Source organism: Pedobacter nutrimenti (assembly GCF_003208655.1).
Lineage (GTDB): Bacteria > Bacteroidota > Bacteroidia > Sphingobacteriales > Sphingobacteriaceae > Pedobacter > Pedobacter nutrimenti.
The window spans coordinates 153,317-170,459 of the sequence record NZ_QKLU01000006.1 but is presented as its reverse complement, the minus strand read 5'-3'; the positions used below and the strand labels follow the sequence as shown (position 1 = coordinate 170,459).

14 protein-coding genes are annotated in these 17,143 nt (G+C 43.1%); 2 read left to right on the top strand and 12 right to left on the bottom strand.

Annotation, left to right across the window (positions count from 1 at the left end; translation table 11 throughout):
* Positions 1–63: 63 nt before the first annotated feature.
* Positions 64–258, bottom strand: coding sequence for a 30S ribosomal protein S21 (gene rpsU / locus B0O44_RS17430; protein ID WP_110833360.1), 195 nt, complete (start codon positions 256–258; stop codon positions 64–66).
* A 192-nt stretch (positions 259–450) separates the two neighbouring features.
* Between rpsU and B0O44_RS17425 the strand changes: the two genes are divergently transcribed.
* Positions 451–840 carry a hypothetical protein gene (locus tag B0O44_RS17425; RefSeq protein ID WP_110833357.1) on the top strand — a complete coding sequence of 130 codons (390 nt, stop codon included), beginning with the start codon at positions 451–453 and terminating at the stop codon, positions 838–840.
* 62 nt (positions 841–902) lie between these two features.
* Here B0O44_RS17425 and B0O44_RS17420 read toward each other — a convergent pair whose 3' ends face one another.
* The 4 genes from B0O44_RS17420 to B0O44_RS17405 form a co-directional block, all read right to left on the bottom strand.
* On the bottom strand, positions 903–1,520 hold the full coding sequence (locus tag B0O44_RS17420) for a porin family protein (protein ID WP_110833355.1): 618 nt from the start codon (positions 1,518–1,520) through the stop codon (positions 903–905).
* Positions 1,521–1,796: 276 nt separating this feature from the next.
* Positions 1,797–2,969 carry an acyl-CoA dehydrogenase gene (locus tag B0O44_RS17415; protein WP_110833352.1) on the bottom strand — a complete coding sequence of 391 codons (1,173 nt, stop codon included), beginning with the start codon at positions 2,967–2,969 and terminating at the stop codon, positions 1,797–1,799.
* Between the two features lie 189 nt (positions 2,970–3,158).
* Complete coding sequence (locus B0O44_RS17410; RefSeq protein ID WP_110833350.1) at positions 3,159–3,686, bottom strand: adenine phosphoribosyltransferase; 528 nt, start codon at positions 3,684–3,686, stop codon at positions 3,159–3,161.
* Positions 3,687–3,688: 2 nt separating this feature from the next.
* Positions 3,689–4,582 carry a ComEA family DNA-binding protein gene (locus B0O44_RS17405; protein WP_110833348.1) on the bottom strand — a complete coding sequence of 298 codons (894 nt, stop codon included), beginning with the start codon at positions 4,580–4,582 and terminating at the stop codon, positions 3,689–3,691.
* 181 nt (positions 4,583–4,763) lie between these two features.
* Here B0O44_RS17405 and B0O44_RS17400 point away from each other — a divergent pair, with 181 nt between their 5' ends.
* Positions 4,764–6,515, top strand: a complete 1,752-nt coding sequence (locus B0O44_RS17400; protein ID WP_110833346.1) for a lysophospholipid acyltransferase family protein — start codon at positions 4,764–4,766, stop codon at positions 6,513–6,515.
* Positions 6,516–6,753: 238 nt separating this feature from the next.
* On the opposite strand, the gene B0O44_RS17395 is transcribed toward B0O44_RS17400, so the two are convergent.
* The 7 genes from B0O44_RS17395 to B0O44_RS17360 all read right to left on the bottom strand — a co-directional run bounded on the left by B0O44_RS17395 (position 6,754) and on the right by B0O44_RS17360 (position 17,098).
* Positions 6,754–7,749, bottom strand: coding sequence for a hypothetical protein (locus tag B0O44_RS17395; protein ID WP_110833344.1), 996 nt, complete (start codon positions 7,747–7,749; stop codon positions 6,754–6,756).
* Positions 7,750–7,776: 27 nt separating this feature from the next.
* Positions 7,777–8,886: a hypothetical protein gene (locus tag B0O44_RS17390; protein WP_110833342.1), complete on the bottom strand. Its 1,110-nt coding sequence runs from the start codon at positions 8,884–8,886 to the stop codon at positions 7,777–7,779.
* A 9-nt stretch (positions 8,887–8,895) separates the two neighbouring features.
* Positions 8,896–9,606, bottom strand: a complete 711-nt coding sequence (locus tag B0O44_RS17385) for a hypothetical protein (RefSeq protein WP_110833340.1) — start codon at positions 9,604–9,606, stop codon at positions 8,896–8,898.
* 429 nt (positions 9,607–10,035) lie between these two features.
* Positions 10,036–11,454, bottom strand: a complete 1,419-nt coding sequence (locus tag B0O44_RS17375; protein ID WP_110833333.1) for a SusD/RagB family nutrient-binding outer membrane lipoprotein — start codon at positions 11,452–11,454, stop codon at positions 10,036–10,038.
* A gap of 9 nt (positions 11,455–11,463) precedes the next feature.
* Positions 11,464–14,658: a SusC/RagA family TonB-linked outer membrane protein gene (locus B0O44_RS17370; RefSeq protein WP_110833331.1), complete on the bottom strand. Its 3,195-nt coding sequence runs from the start codon at positions 14,656–14,658 to the stop codon at positions 11,464–11,466.
* A gap of 50 nt (positions 14,659–14,708) precedes the next feature.
* The gene (locus B0O44_RS17365) at positions 14,709–15,848 is read right to left on the bottom strand and encodes a dipeptide epimerase (protein ID WP_110833329.1); all 1,140 of its coding nucleotides are present in this window, start codon (positions 15,846–15,848) and stop codon (positions 14,709–14,711) included.
* Positions 15,845–17,098: a C40 family peptidase gene (locus tag B0O44_RS17360; protein ID WP_110833327.1), complete on the bottom strand. Its 1,254-nt coding sequence runs from the start codon at positions 17,096–17,098 to the stop codon at positions 15,845–15,847. The genes B0O44_RS17365 and B0O44_RS17360 overlap by 4 nt, the downstream gene beginning before the upstream one ends.
* Positions 17,099–17,143 lie beyond the last annotated feature (45 nt).

The following is a 17,143-nucleotide window of genomic DNA, read 5'->3' as shown; positions in this document are numbered from 1 at the left end:
GACCATAAAAAAAACGCAGCCGAATTCTTCAGCTGCGTTTTTTTTATGGTAGAACTATCGGGCTTAAACTGTGCCTTCCAGTTGCATATTTTGCTTGTAAATAGCGTGTTTAACTTGCGTGCGGCGAGTAACGGATTTTTTCTCGTATGCTTGACGGCTACGTAGTTCTCTCAACACTCCTGTTTTTTCAAATTTCTTTTTGAAACGTTTCAGCGCTTTATCTAATGATTCGCCGTCTTTAATATTAATTATAATCATAACGTTAAAATACCTCCTCTCGGTTCTTTTTAATTCCCTTATTATCAGGGGATGCAAATGTAAGTATAATTCCAGCAACTATAAAATATATTTTAAAATATTAGCGGTTTGCTTTGGCCGGGCAGAAAGACATTTAAATATCTGGCACAGTTTTACTTACATAGAGGCTAATTACTTAATATCATCTAAAATATGACAACAGGAAAAAAAGCACTTACCTATGGCATCCTTGCTGCCGTTGTAATCCTTGCAGGACTGGTGTATTACCGGTACTATTTTGTTTTCGGGGAAGGGGTTAAATCCGGAGAACTCAATTATGTAGTCAAAAAAGGATATCTGTTCAAAACTTATGAAGGGAAATTGATCCAGTCGGGTGTTCAGTCCAAGCAGGCCGGCAGTATACAATCCAATGAATTTGAATTTTCTATTGCCGATGAAAAGCTCGCCCAGCAGCTCATGTCCAATAGCGGAAAGGTGTACGAACTTCATTATAAGGAATACAATGCCAAACTGCCCTGGCGGGGTTTCAGCACTTTTGTGGTCGATAGCATTGTATCTTCCCGCAACGCGCCGCAGCCATAGCTTAAAAAATAAAAAGAGGGCAATCTTTATGATGCCCTCTTTTTATTACTGTAATTTAAATCCTAAAGTGCAAAAGCCACACCGGCATTCAAACTGGTCCTGGAATTCCTGAGACTAGAGCCCTGGTTGTTTTTCAGGATGTCTGTCAAACCACCTTGTCCATCGGCTTCCAGTACAATTTTAATTTTATCTGCAACAGGTATTTTTACACCGATACCCAAGGCAAAGCCCAGATCAAGGCCATTTGAAAAGTCTTTTAAATCTTTATGAAAAGCAGTCTCTTTTGCACTAAGTAAAACTCCGGCATAAGGACCGAAATTCAGGTACCAGTTTCTGGTCTTACCAAAATGCCAGTTGGCCATTACAGGAATGGTCAAATAATCAAAATGATAATTGGTCACAGCACTTTGATTTTTATCTAAATCGGTAATAAATCCTTTGTTCCAGCCTTTCTGATCATAACTTAGTTTTGCTTTAAGACTCCACCTGTCAGAAAAAAAGTAATCACCAGAGGCCCCAATGTTCACCCCGCTCCTAAATTCAGTATTGGTTAGGGAGCCGCTTTGCACTGTTGCAATGTTATAACCCACATTAAATCCAAATTCAAAACTGCCCTTTTGTTGTGAAAAGGCCGCGAAACTGCATAGGGTAAAGAGTAAAATTGTAAATAATTTTTTCATGTTTTTTGATTGTTAATTAGAAGGCGGCAAAGATATAAATCCGGATCAAAAAGCAGCCAGAAAACAAACAACATTGTTGTAATTTTGCAGGAGCAGTTACAACGAGGCCATATGCGGGGCGTTTAGACGACTTGACCGGCTTCAACCTATATTTAAATCATTATCCAGCTGTCCTGAAATGGATGAAACATAAAAAAGCCGGTGACTGAGGTCACCGGCGGCTCTAGTTTTATATTTGGTTAGAATATGCTTGTTTTGAATTAAAGTGGTTACAAGTTAAGCATTTAAAACTTCTCTTGCAATAACTATTTTCTGAATTTCGGAAGTTCCCTCACCAATAGTACATAATTTACTATCCCTGTAAAATTTCTCTACCGGAAAATCCTTTGTATAGCCATAACCACCAAAAATCTGGACCGCTTCGGTAGACGCCCTGACAGCAACCTCAGAGGCAAAATATTTTGCCATCGCAGATTCTTTTGTCATTTTCACCCCACGGTTCTTCATATCGGCAGCCTGACGGATCAGCAATTCTGCCGCTTCAATTTCGGTGGCCATATCCGCCAGTTTAAAACTAATGCCCTGAAAGCTGGAAATCGGCTGACCAAATTGGTGACGTTCTTTAGAATAAGCCACTGCTGCTTCATAAGCGCCTTTTGCAATTCCCAAAGATAAAGCAGCAATGGAAATCCGGCCACCATCAAGTACCTTCATGGCTTGTTTGAAACCTTCCCCTTCCTTACCCAGCAGGTTCGCTACAGGAACCCGGCAGTTGTCAAAAATCATTTCAGTTGTTTCCGAAGCACGCATGCCCAGTTTATTTTCCTTTTTGCCAGCAGAGAAACCCGGTGTGCCGCGCTCTACCACAATAGCAGAAATTCCTTTAGAATCGCCTTTTTCACCTGTACGGACCATAACCACGGCAACATCACCTGATTTACCATGGGTAATCCAGTTTTTTGCCCCGTTGATCACATACTCATCTCCCTCACGCACAGCTGTGGTCATCATTCGCATGGCATCAGATCCGGTGTTGGCTTCTGTTAATCCCCAGGCACCGATCCATTCGGCAGTGGCCAGTTTTGGAAGCCATTTTCTTTTCTGTTCTTCATTGGCGAAGGTCATAATGTGTCCTGTACACAACGAATTGTGTGCGGCAACAGACAGGCCCACAGAACCGCAGACCTTTGCAACTTCCACAATCACATCAACATATTCCTGATAGCCGAAACCCGAACCACCGAATTCTTCAGGGACCAAAACGCCCATTAAACCCAGCTCACCTAATTTCTTAAAAACCTCTACCGGAAAATATTGTGATTCATCCCATTCCATTACATTTGGCCGGATATTTTTTTCCGCAAAATCTTTCACCATCTTCCTCACCATCTCCTGATTTTCGGAAACTGTGAAATTGTATCCCAGCGGATTATCTAGTACTTCATGCATGTTTTTCTATTGAATTTGAGCAATTATAGGCAAATAATTCAACAGCATATGCAGAAAAATATTCTCCTTAAAACAGAACAAAATGGTATTTAGTTCATTAACCTGATGATGTCAGTTTCAAGCTATAAAATCACAGTTCCGGCAAGCCAAAAATATTTTAATATTTTTTTCCTGCCGGAAGAAACAAAATTAATAAGAAGCCAGGGAAAACACGGCCGGGCTATATTCTGCCAGACGCTCCCTACCCTTTAAAAAGTCCAGTGCAATAATAAAAGAACAGCCAACCACTTCTGCCTGCAGTTGACCGACCAGTTTGGAAGCGGCAACCACTGTACCCCCTGTAGCCAGAAGATCATCATGGATCAGTACCCGCTGGCCAGCTTGAAGGGCATCTTCGTGCAATTCCAGTATCGCGCTCCCGTACTCCAGGTTACAAGCCTGCTGTATCGTTTTAAAAGGCAGTTTTCCGGCCTTCCTAATGGGAACAAAAGGAATTTTAAGGGCCTGCGCCAACAGCATTCCAAACAAAAAGCCACGGCTTTCAATACCTGCCACCACATCAACCTGTAAATTTTCCACCTGGGCGGCCAGAGCGGCCGTAATCTCTTTACAAAGTTCCGCATCTTTTAAAATCGGGGTAATGTCTTTAAAAACGATTCCCGGTTTTGGAAAATCGGCAACATCTCTTACCGTCTGCTTTATTTTTGATTCAATCATGATTAAAAAGAAATATAATGGCTTAGTATCTCCACCAGCGGGGGTGTAAGAATAGCAACCTTTTTTAAGTCTGCAATATTAACATAATTTCCGTGTTGTTTCCGATATTCTATAATCGCATTTGCTTGTTTGTACCTCAGGTAGGGATGGTATTTAAAATCTTCCATAACCGCGGTATTGATATTCAGTTTTTTGACGGCTGTACTGTCTGCCCAAACCTGGTCCCTGATTTCCATAAACTTAGCCGAGTCCAGGCCAAAAACCTCCAACAACTGTTCCTTTTTATAAAAACCACCCAAACGGTCCCGGTACTTCACAATTCGTCTGGCAAAGGCAGGCCCTATTCCCCTGACCCTGTCCAGTTCCATACTGTCGGCCGCATTGAGCTCTATCCATACTTTCACCGGAGCAGTGTAGCCCCGCTTTGTTTGCCCTGGGGAACTGTCTGCAGGCGCGGATGAGATTTTTATATAAGGATAAAGCCGCTGGTACTGACCGGCAGAGACCACATATATTTTCTGCAGGTCTTCCGCTCTTTTGAACCGGCCTCCCTTGCTCCGGTAGTTTAAGATAGATAAGGCCTGCTTTTCGGAAAAACCCAACTGTTGCCATTGTTCAAGTCCAATAGCGTTCGGATCAAAAGAAAACAGCGCTCCCGGTTTTGGTTTTTTGAAGAACAGCTTTTCTTTTGTCTGCCGGGAAAAGCTTTGTTTTTCCAGCCTGGCCCTCAGTTCCAACAGGGCAAGTTCATCTTCCCGGGGATTGTCCTTTACCGGAAAGCACCATTTAAAGGCATAAGGAAAAAACATCAGGGCCAGCAGCAAGCCCAGCAAAAGGACCAAACCGTTGAATTCTTTTTTACTAAAGTTAAAACGGGCAATTAAACGATTTTTCATTGCAGCCAATGTCGTTCAGTCCTTTCAAAAACTGGTTAAAAAACTTTTAAACCCCTGTTTAAATAAGCAGGACATCTGTATTTAAATTTTGAACACTTGTTAGAAATATAAATCATATTTTTGGTGTTGCGTTTACTGCTTGTTCCCGGAGGCAGTAATAAATCCAAAAACCAATTTTTAAATGAAGATCATAACCACCAAAGAATTCGCCAAGGCCACCAAAATAGACAAATTAGGTGTACCTGGCCTGGCGGCACTGCTTATGGAAGTGATGAAGCTCAACGACATCAATAAAGTTTTCTCTCAGAACAAACATTTCAGCGGGCTGGAATTCGTTGACAAGATACTGGAGACAATTGGCGTCAGCATAGATTTTGATGAAGATGACCTGAAAAACATCCCTAAAACAGGGGGTTTTATTGCCATTGCCAACCATCCTTATGGTGGTGTGGAAGGGCTTGCCCTGGTCAAATTACTGTGCACAGTAAGACCTGAGGCCAAAGTGATGGTCAATTTCATCTTAAAAAAGATTCCAAACCTGGATGAGTTTTTTGTAGCCGTTAACCCTTTTGAAAATGTACAGCATTCTTCCAGCATCAGTGGCTTAAAAGCCACCTTCGACCTGCTGCAAAGCGGCACCCCTATCGGAATCTTTCCTGCAGGCGAAGTATCTACCTTCAGTCTGGACAAACAGGAAATTACGGACCGCATATGGCATCCTGTAGTAGGGAAACTCATTGCCCGGGCCAAAGTTCCCGTGGTACCGATTTATTTTCACGGAAATAACGGAATATTGTTTAACATCCTGAGTTTTATACACCCGACCCTGCGTACAGCCAAGCTGCCTTCTGAGTTCCTGAACAAACAAGGGCTTAAAATGAAAGTCCGCATTGGTAAACCCATACAAATAGAAGATATTTCTTACCGGAACAACACCAATAAATTGCTTGACTTTTTAAGGGCGCGCACCTATGCACTGGGTACAGGACTTGAACAGGAACGTAAACTGTTCAATCCGATTAACCTGTTCAAGATCAAGAAAAAACCAGAACCAGTTATTGAGGAAACCCCAAGGGAACTGATTGTAGAAGAAGTAGAGCAATTGGAAAGTTTCCGGGTATGGGCCGAAAAAAATTATGAGGTGTATATTACCCCGACAGCCATTATTCCCAATATCCTGAAAGAAATCGGCCGCCTGCGTGAGATTACCTTCAGGGAAGTCGGAGAAGGGACCAATAAAAAGATTGACCTGGACAATTATGACATCTATTATCATCATTTATTCATCTGGGATAAAGAACAGCAGAATATTGTAGGGGCTTACCGGATCGGTAAAGGGGATGAAATCCTGAACACCATGGGCCGCAGGGGGTTTTACCTTTCTGAATTGTTTAAAATTAAGGAGCCATTTTACCCTATTTTACGTAAAGGTATTGAACTGGGACGTTCCTGGATCCGCAAAGAATACCAGCAAAAACCGTTGCCCCTGTTTTTATTGTGGAAAGGGATCCTGAAATATCTGCTGGACAACCCGCAATACAGGTACATGTTCGGCCCGGTGAGCATTAGTAATAATTTCTCCAAGTTTTCCAAGTCGCTGATTGTGGATTACATTACCAAAAATCATTTCGACTACGAGCTGGCGCATTATGTAAAACCAAAAAATAAATTTAAGGCCGACCTGACCCCTATTGATAAAGACCTGCTTATTGAAAGCAGTGAATCTTTGAAAGACCTGGACAGCCTGATTTCGGATATAGAAAACACCCATATCAAAATACCGGTTTTGCTCCGGCAGTATATGAACCTGAATGCAAAAATCATTTGCTTCAATATAGATCCCAAGTTTTCAGATTGCCTGGATGGCTTCCTGCTGGTGGATACCCAAAATATTCCGCCGGAAATGCTGGAAAAAATCGGAAAAAACTTTTAAAACGAAAAGCCACGACATCCATCGTGGCTTTTTGTTATCAACTAAACCTAAACTTATAAATACTAACCAAATATTTACACCACAAATGTACAGGTGCATTGTTAAGGGTAGGTTAATTAGGCGTTATAAATGAATAAAATTAACACAGCTTTTAACTTTCAGGGTTAAAAGGTCAGTAAACGACAGCAGCCGCTCCCCTGATCGGAAAACGGCTGCCTTGGTTGTTTCTTTTAAAAAATTATTTCATGGCCAGTAAAAAGCCGATGGTAAAATTCGCATCCCAGTCGAATACAAAAGTATCACAATTGGTGGCGTCTTTAATGGCCTTATAAATGTTTACCCCACTTTTAATTTTCACTTTATCTGTTGCATATTTATCCGGATTTTGCAGCACGGTAAACCTTTCTTCACCTGTACGGCCTTGTTTGGCCAGTTCAAAAGGTACCCCGCCAATGATGAAGCAAATTTCACGTTTGGCCGCAGGGATCTTTCCGGCTAATTTTTTAACCAGGTCATATACCAGCTGGTCTTTCAGGTCTTTTTCGTAATATTTTGCGCCTGGTGCTTCAGCCGATTTCACCTCACCGTCCATCCAGGAAATTTTCGTATTACCTGAGCCGATATCCACTACAAAAGAATTGTCATAATAACTGGCAGGCAATACACATTTCAGGGCCAGTTTGCCTTCCTGTTCTGCAGTCACCAGGTTCACCACATAACCCATTTTTTTTAGTTCAGAAGTAATGGCCGCTGTTTTTGGTTCTTTTTGCGCACCCGAGCTGATCACAAAGTGAATGTTTTTAGATTTCACACCTTTGTCAAACATGGCTCCGATATAATCTTTAAGGCCTTTACGGATGTCCTCAGTACTGGCCATCCCTTCGTATACAAAGGATTTACCAAAATCTTTGGAAATGATCTCCCAGCGTTTTTCCTTGTCAATGTTTACCACAAAAGAGTTAAAACCAGAAGCACCCACCTCCACGACACCTTTATATTCACCATTAACCGGTTTTTCCGGTGTATAGTTAAACACCCTTTTGTCATCGCTGCTTTTTACCGCAGGACTGGCATCTACCGCAGCGGCTGCCTCTTTGGCAGCATCATTTTTAGTCGAAATGCCTTCAAATTTTCCACTTTCAAAACCCCAGTAACCGATTCCGATAATGGGAATGGCAATGATAATTGCTTTTATCGGCCAGCGTAAGCGGGCCCATGTTGATTTTTCTTCCATAAGTATTGATCTATTTGATGTTATTGATTAGTCCAGTAAAGAGAAACCTTTATCTACTTTTTCTTCCGGTTTCAGTTCATAATAAGAGTCGGCCATTTTACTGACATTAAGCATTTTTAGATTGCGCTCATCCACTTTTTTGATAAACTCTTCCAGTTCGCCCTGTGAAGGAGCACCGCCCACGGTGATGTTGTTGTTCTGATCCAGAAAATCAAGATTGGAACGGATAGAAGCAATATTCTGGCTGATGGCTCCAGTTGCTGCATCCATGGCTTCCTGAAATACCCATCCGTCTTTGATGTTAAACACTTCGGCCAGGCCCTCGGTTGCATTTTTCATTTTCTGAGTGGCTTCCAGTTTTTTGGAAATAATGGAAATGCTGCTGTCGAGCGTACTCACATAAATACGGGCAGCACTTTCATTGTCCTTGAGCACCTCCAATACTTTGGCAAACTGATTTGCATACTGCACATAGCTTCTGGCGTTCTGCTCTTCGGCTTCTCCTTCTTTCCCCAGCAGGAAAGCCTTGGTACGGGTTTCTTTCGCATCCCGGGTATAATCATTTGCTTTTTCAGGATTGTTATTCGCACTTTCCTGCTTCGATTTTTCATCCAGGTTTGCAGCCTCCACGGTAAAACGTTTGGCATAAGTATATTTTTCTTCGGCAGTTTTTTGTGCCGTTTCACCACTTTGGATCATATCAATGCGAACACCGTCCACATTGGCAATTTTATCTTTGACCCTTTTTAAAGTGTCCTTGGCATCTTTGGACAACAACTGAAGCGTTTCAATGGGGTTGTTGCGGATAATGGCTTTCTCTCCTTTAAAAATCAAAATGGTCCCAAGCCTGTGCAGCATGGCAATAATTTTTGGTGCAAGCAACAGCAAGACAATCAGGACAATACTAAAAACAACCAATAAAATGCTTTTGGCTGCATATTCCAGCATAATGGGCAGGAACTTGAAAAAGGCAAAGGCACCGCCCAAAATAAGCGCCCAAAAGAAAATGCTTGAAATGGTTTTTTTAGCTTCTGGTGTCTGAAGCTGACTCGGCAGGTGGTCACCCAGCACCTGGAAAATCGGCAGCTGGCTCTTCAGTTCTGAAGGTATGTTTACAAATTGGTTCTTGTTTTCCATAGCGGGGTTTTAGTTTATATTGGTTTCAATTATTTGAAGTGCATTTTCAATATCTGTAATCACTTCGGTGACTGCAGTATTGCCAAGTGCAATTTTAGCATCGATATCTTTCAATTGGGGTTCATATTTACTGTTGATCTCTTTGAGCTCTTTTTGTCTGGCACTTAACTTTTCCTTCAGGGCCTCAATGTCCTGCTGCAGTTTTTCTACTTCTGTACTCAGGTTCGCTTTTTCGGCCACCTGGCTTTGTTCAATGCTTTCCTTTTGCGCCTGTTTCTGAGCAGTTTCTTTGTCAATGACTCTTTTCAGTTCAGCCGCATAACTTTCTCCGGTGCGGATCAGCTTGTCCTTATCCAGTGTCTTATCTGCATATTTCAAAGAAGTAAAGGCTGCTTTAAGCGATCCGGCATCTACTGCGCCCATTGCCGCAGCGGCATTCCAAACCTCAAAAAAATCAACACCTGGTTCATTGATCCTTTCCAGGATTTCCAGTACTTTCAGCTTCATTTGCTTTACGTCCCCCACAGGAAGATCCGAAGTATTTTGGGTTAGATTCGTTTGCGGGTTTTTCGTTACAGGTGTTGCGGCCTTAACTTCAGGTGCAGCTTGGGCAACACTTGTTTTAGGCTCAGGCACAGCTGGTTCCGGGCTATCCTCAAAAATTAATTTTTTAAGACTTTTTAAAATTCCAAAAGAGTTGTTTACAGGTTCCTCGCTCATGTCTGACTATTATCTGTTGCTAAAATAATAAAAAAACAGCTAGATCGCCCCCACTTGTTTGCGCTAGTTCCCGATTAAAACAGGATTTTTTTTCATTTCTTTTCCCCCAGCGGGACAGGAGGCTTTTTCAGTCCGTCAACAGGAAAATGAAAAACTTCAGGAAATTGAATTTTCAACCGGTAGCTGAAAAAAGGTTATAATGAATCTGTTATCAGTACATAATCTTTCCGATATGTATCCGGATTTTTTATCAGAAATCCGGACGCATGTCGGATTCATACCGGACTCATACCGGACTCATCTGCTCTGGAAGCACAAAATCACTTCCCGGCTAATTGAGGGGTTTTGGAAATTTTCACCTCGTTTTTTTTTGCAAAAAAGCCCGGCTTTTCAGCCGGGCTTCCCAAATCAAAACAAACAAATTAAAAATTAAGGTTTATCCCACCAGACCCTGGCGTTCAGGTCATCTGCCCCGCCATATGGAAAAGCAGCAACAGCTGCGTTGTAATTGGCAGTATTTACGGAGCGCTCCAGGGTTGGATAAGCTTCTCTTCTTGGAATCGGCTTACCCAGATCGGCCGGAGGATTTAAAACAGGAAGGCCTGTCCGGCGCCATTCTGCCCAGGACTCATAACCATTCATAAACAAATGCACCCAGCGCTGGGTTGCAATTTTAGCCAAACCGTTTGTCGCATCATAGGCAATTTCCGGATTGGCTTTAAATGCCGCCAAACCACTCACATCATTGTTGTTCCATTGACGGATAGACTGTTCAATGGCCAAATCATAATTGCTTTGGGCGGTTGCATCTCCCCCGGGAATCCAGGTAATTTTTGCCGCTTCTGCCTGCGCAAACAAAGCCTGTGCATAAGTCACCAGATACACTGGTGAATTTTGTTGACGAATGGCCGCACCAAGTAGAGAGTAATTATCCACCACAACCGAACTGTTTAAACCATAATCCAGTCCGACATAATTTCCTGCAAGGTTTTTATCTGCATAAATCGCCAAGCGCGGGTCATTAAAGGGTTTCATTCTATCCACCAGGGTTTTACTCACCGCATACCATTTTCTTTTAAGTATGGAAAAGGAATTGTACCAGTAATTCTGATTAACCGCATCTGAAAGGTTACGATAAGTAAAATTCAGGTTATTATTGTCTATTACCCCAGCTGCTAGCGCTTTGTTAAATTCTGTCTTACCCAGTTGAGGATCGACTTTAGACAAACGCAATGCTGCGAGCATATGAATGGTATTCCCAAATTTTTTCCAGCTGGTCATATCCCCGTTGTACATAAAGTCATTTTTAATGTTACCTCCTGCAACCACAATACTTGCGTTGGCCTCGTCCAATAATTTAAAAATGCCGGTATAAATATCCTGCTGCTTATCATAAACCGGATTGACCAGGTCCTTACCTTTTAGCGCCTGAGAAAACGGAAGGTTCCCCCAGCGATCGGTCACATGCCATAAAAAATAAGCCTTTAAAATTTTAGCCACCGCAATCTGATTGACAATCGGTCCCTCTTTTATATCCAGAGAACCAGAGTTGATCACCGTTTCCAGGTTCATCATTGGGCCCGTATACCAGGTATAATAATTAAAATATACGGTCGAATAGCGCGCATCTTCCGTAAATGTGGTGTTGGATAAATACTGCGGATAAAGGTTACCATAGGCATTGGAGCTCATGTCCTGCAGATAAAACTCTGCATTGGCAATCAATTTCGTTCCAGAGGCCACAGTGGGTTTATTGGGGTTGGTGTTAATGTCGTCATTAAATTTCGAACAGGAGCTAAAAAACAAGCCCATTGCCAGCAATCCCGTTAATGTATGTATTCTTTTCATGACTTGTAGTTAAAAGGTTAAGTTTAGATTGATCCCATAAGAACGAACAGTTGGCAACTGTCCTTTTTCAATCCAGCTAATGGAAGCACTTCCTGCCGAAAGATCTGAGGGATCCAGCCCCTTAGGCGCTTTCTGCCAGATCATTAATGGATTTCTCGCCACCAATGCAATTTTAGCCGATCTGAAAGGCAGTTTTTTCAAGGTTTTTTGGCTCAGGTTATAGCCCAAACTGATTTCACGCAATTTTACATAGGAAGCATCCATCAGCCATTCTTCATAAACCTGTGTTCCTAAAAGGTTGCGGTAATAATTCCTTGCTTCTACGTATGCCGTTACTTCCTGCCCGGTTACCGAAGAAATTCCGCTTACTTTTACACCACCACCGTTCGCCACTGCATCACGCACATTAAAACCTTTATCGTTTAAAGCAGCAGTTTCTGCAGCCTGACCAGATTTCACGGCAAGCATTTTGGTCCAGCTAAAGAATTTACCCCCTGACTGGAAATCAATCATTGCACTCAGGTCAAAAGAACCAATGTGAAAATTATTCACAAAACCACCTGTAAATTTAGGCAGTACCGTGCCGAAATCATGATTGGCTTCATACATTGGCAGATTATTCTTATCCAGAAGAATTTTGCCCGTTGCCGCATCACGCTGATAAGCCTGACCGACCAGGTTTCCAAAAGGTTTGCCAACTTCGGCATTCAGGAAAATATCGACTTTTGAATAGGTATTGTAATCCAGTCTGTACGTGTTTACATCCGGGTAAAGTTCTTTGATCATGCTCCGGTTCCGGCTGAAGTTCAGTGTAGCATCCCAGCTAAAAAATTTGGACACTACTGGTTTTCCCGTAAGGGTGACTTCTATTCCTTTGTTCTGGATTTTTCCGGCATTTACAATAAAACTGGAATAACCTGTTGCTCCCGGAACGGTTAAAGGAATGATCTCATTCTGATTTTCCTGATTGTAATAGGTAAACTCCAGACCTACCCTGTTCTTTAAAAACCTCAGGTCAATCCCGGCCTCCATAGAATGGGCAAAAGAGGGCTTTATAGCCGGATTGTTCAGCTGGTCAGGTACATATTGAGTATTAATGTTAACCAGGTCATTTTTATAGGTGTTTCCGATCTCGTAATAGTACCCTGTCTGATAAGGAGATAAATCTGATCCGGCAATAGCATAACCCAATCTGACCTTACCATAACTCAGCGGCTCCCACTTAAGCAGTTCATTAAAAACAAAACTTCCGGATACCGAAGGATACCAATAAGAGTTATTATTTTTTGGCAGGGCTGAAGAATTGTCATTCCGAATGGTTCCCTCCAGGAAATAGGTGTCTTTATAACCAAAAGAAGCCGTTGCATACATACTCCGTACCTCTTTTCGCCGCAGGTATGAGGTCACCAGCGGACGGTCTACTGAGCCTTCGATATTATAAAATGCCGGGCTCGACAACCCACCCTGTGTTTCCTGTCTGAGGTAGCTATAATTTTGTGTCAGTAAATTTGCCCCAAAATTTCCGTTCAGGGAAAGCTCGCCCCAGGTTTTGTTGAACTGGCCTAAAAATTCGTAGTTGTTTTCCGTATTCTGGTATTTACCTACCCAGTAACCGTCCAAATTTCTCCCACCCAGGGCTTCCTGATGTGAAATGTTCTGGGTAAAGCGGTCTGACCTGGCAAAAGCACTCAGCTTCAACTCTGGCAGGACCTGATAGCTGATGTTCACATCTCCAAAAAAACGGTCCCTGCTGTCTTTGTTCAGATTTTCATACAAGTCAAAGAACGGATTGTTCCAGTCACTGGGTTTATTGCCATCAGGCGTAATGGTCGCCAGGGTTTTGTCCGGGTTCACGTTCCAGTTTTTGATCGTCCCATCAGGGTATTTGTAATTACGAAGTTCGTTCATGTCAATGTTTCGTTGAAACCACTGAACCGATCCAGTTCCAGAGCCCTGATAGCCCTCTGTTGGCCGTTGGGCACTGTTGTTGGCATAATTGATATTGGCACCTACGCTGAGTTTTTTAGTCAGGTCGAGAGATCCGTTTACCGCAAGATTGTTCCTTTTCAGCCAGGTATTTGGCAGTACCCCACCAATATAACCATTGTTGTAGCTGAAGCGCAGGGCCGAGTTTTCATTACCACCTGCAACAGATATATTGTTGTTCAGGTTATACCCGGTCTGATATAAATTTTTGATGTTATCAGGCTGCGGAACAAAAGGGGTCAATTGCCCATAACGCGGGTCCTGCTTGTAAAAACTATAATACATCCTTACGGGTGTACCATCCATTTTTGGTCCCCAGCTTTCGTCATTTCCATCCAGGTATTTTTGTCCATTAGGTAAAGTCAGGAAAGTCTGCGCATTCCCCACCCCATAAATATTCTGCAAAGGCATAAAGTTTCCCGTTTTTTCAATGGCAAAAGCTGAACTCAGTTGCACGGTCAATTCTTTAGGTCCTTTCTTACCCTTTTTGGTGGTAATCATAATCACCCCATACTGCCCACGAAGGCCATACAAGGCAGAGGCGGCCGGACCTTTGAGCACACTCACAGATTCAATATCGTCAGGGTTGATGTCCTGTCCCACATTTCCATAATCCGCACCATTAGAGGTACTGTTGGAAAAATTCTGATTGGAAATCGGTGTACCATCAACCACCATTAAAGGCTGGTCTTTTCCTGTCAGGGAATTGGCCCCACGGATTTTAATTTTCTGGGTCCCGCCCATACTTGCCCCCGAGGAACCCACCACCTGCACACCGGCAATTTTCCCTGCCAGGGTACCCAATACGTTTTGTTGTTTGGTTAAGGTCAGGTCATCTCCTTTAACCTGCTGAGCAGAATAACCCAGTGATTTCTCACTTCGTTTAATGCCCAAAGCCGTCACCACAATTTCATTGAGGTTCTGGCTGTCGGGAGAAAGGCTTACATTGATCACAGCCCCGCTGCCAACGGTAATTTCTTTCGGCTGGAAGCCGATGGACCTGATCCAGAGTACCGCTCCGGGAGCGGCCTGAATGGAATAACTTCCGTTTCCGTCTGTTGAGGTCCCTTTGTTTGTTCCTTTTACGGTTACACTCACACCGGGAATGGGCAGTCCGTCCTCGGTTGAAGTGATTTTACCGCTGATGGTTTTCTCCTGTGCCCATAAGGTGAGCGTGGAGATCAGCAGTAAAATGAGTAAGGTAATGGTTTTTTTCATAGTTGTTGGGTTAGGTTAGGTTTAATTGAGTTTTGAATTTAAGCTTTTGATCAGTAAGAACGGATCTTTTTAAGGCCAAGCCCCGGAAGGGCATTTAAGGTTACTTTACCATCTAGTACTTCCATACCTTTATATACATCATTGGCAATCAGCAGCGCACCATCCAGGTCTGCCCAGTCGACCATTGGGGCCAGCTGTGAAGCAGCGGAAATGGCACAGGAAGTTTCGGTCATACAACCAATCATCATTTTCATGCCCAACGCACGGCCAAGCTCCAGCATTTTATGCGCTTCCCGCATTCCGGTACATTTCATCAGCTTGATGTTGATGCCGCTATACACTTTATGGGCTTTTAAAACATCATCCAAGCGCTGCACCGCCTCATCACCAATAGTTGGAATAGGGCTGTGTTCGGTCAGCCAGGCATTATCATCTACCTGTTCTTTAGGCATGGCCTGTTCCAGAAAAACAACACCCTTTTCTTTTAACCAATGCGCCATATCCAATGCAAATGCCCTGTCTTTCCAGCCCTGGTTAATGTCTACACATAAGGGTTTATCCGTTACCTGACGAATGGTTTCGATCATCATTTTATCGGTTTCCCGGCCCAGCTTTACTTTAAGGATTTTGTAGGGATCGGCTTCTTTTACTTTCTGACGGACTACCTCGGGCGTATCTATCCCTATGGTATAGGAGGTATTGGGTGTTTTTGAAGGATCATAACCCCATATTTTGTACCAGGGTTGTTTCATGATTTTGCCGACCAGGTCATGCAGGGCAATGTCTACCGATGCTTTGGCTGCTTTATTACCCGCCTCCAGATGGTCCACATAATTGAGAATGTTTTCCATTTCAAAAGGATCGTCAAATTTCGACAGGTCTACTTTAGCCAGAAACTTAAGGACCGTTTCATGTGATTCCCCAAGATAAGGCGGCATGGAGGCTTCTCCATAACCAATTACCCCATCGTATTCAATTTCGGTGAGTACTACCGGCGTGGTAGACCTGGAACTGGTGGCCAGGGTAAAAACATGTTTCAGCTGAAGGGTATAAGGCTTAAAGCGCAGCTTGAGCTTTCCTTTGCCCCCGAATTTCTGGCTTGCAGTACTTAAAAGAGGCGAAGTACCTAAAACAAGGGTACTTCCGGCGAGTAAGGTAGATGATTTGATAAAGTCTCTCCTGTTGTTCATGGTTTGGTTATGGTATAAAATTCGTGTTGATCAATACGTGTAATTTGGGCTTTGCCAATAGAGTTGAGCATTCTGCGTGCACTCACCAGGGTCCTGGATTCGAAATCGGCATAACCAGGTGCGCCTGGCACCATGCTGTTGATGCGCACCATTCCTGCCGACTGGATAAATTCACCATCGCCCATATAAATGGCAGTATGGGTAATTTTAGGATCGGGTCTTTTGCCTTTTGCAGCAGCAAAAAACAAAAGGTCTCCGGCTTTCAGGTTTTTCAGGCATTTGTCCAGGTTCACCGTATCGGCCTGGTAAATGTCTACAGCCTCCCCAACCAGGGCTTGCTGGGAGGCGTCTCTTGGCAAAATGATCCCGTTCAGAAAATAACTGGTTTTGGTAAAACCACTGCAATCGACCCCTTTCATAGAAGTTCCTCCCCATAAATAAGGGGTCCCCAATAACGTTTTTGCCGTACTGAGAATTTGCTGTGCATCCGGATTTGGCCTGGATACCCAGCTTTTATAGTCCTGCGCACAGGCAAGGGGAATATAGGCTGTTCTTCCATCGGGATAAGCAATTTTATAAAAGCCTTTCTGTTTTTCCAGTAATCGGACAATGTCCCCTTTAACCAGATCAGATACCCTTAAAGATTTAACGTCCGGACTGGTATAGGCCGATCCGTAATCTTCGGTGTACACCAGTTTGTCTGCTTTTTTCCAGGCTTCAAAATCGTTTTGGTTCATTTCGGCCAGCGCAGCGTTATCTACCCAGGAGATGTACCTGTCCGGAGAGCGGACCAGGGCATAGCCCTTTTGTTTTTTTAAAATCTGCACCGGTGTTCCCAGAATCATTTGCGTGACCATTTCGGCGGCATGCTCCGGATTTTTCCGGTTGTTGGATACAGAAATTCTAACCACGCCATATACCGCCCCTTTCAGTTCCTGTGCATCAGGTAATATTTTAACCTGCACAGCTGTGCCCAGGCCTGCCTGCAATAGCTCTTTTTTAAACTGTTCTGCTGCCAGCGGCAAGGTGGTTTCCAGTTCAAGTACAGGGTTATTTTCACCCTGCACGTCCAGCTGAAAAATATCTGTTCTTTTATCGGGGGCTTCTTTTTTCCGGATTCCCTCTGCAATGGCTTTAATTTTATAGATTAAAGTACTGTCGCTGGGAAGGGCTGCATATAATCCTTGAACAGAAAACAGCAGCAGAAAAAAAAAGAGGTGTTTTTTTGGTTTAGGAGATACTAATTTCATTTGGTTGGTCTGAAAAATAAAGTTTAAGCGAACCTAAATGTAATT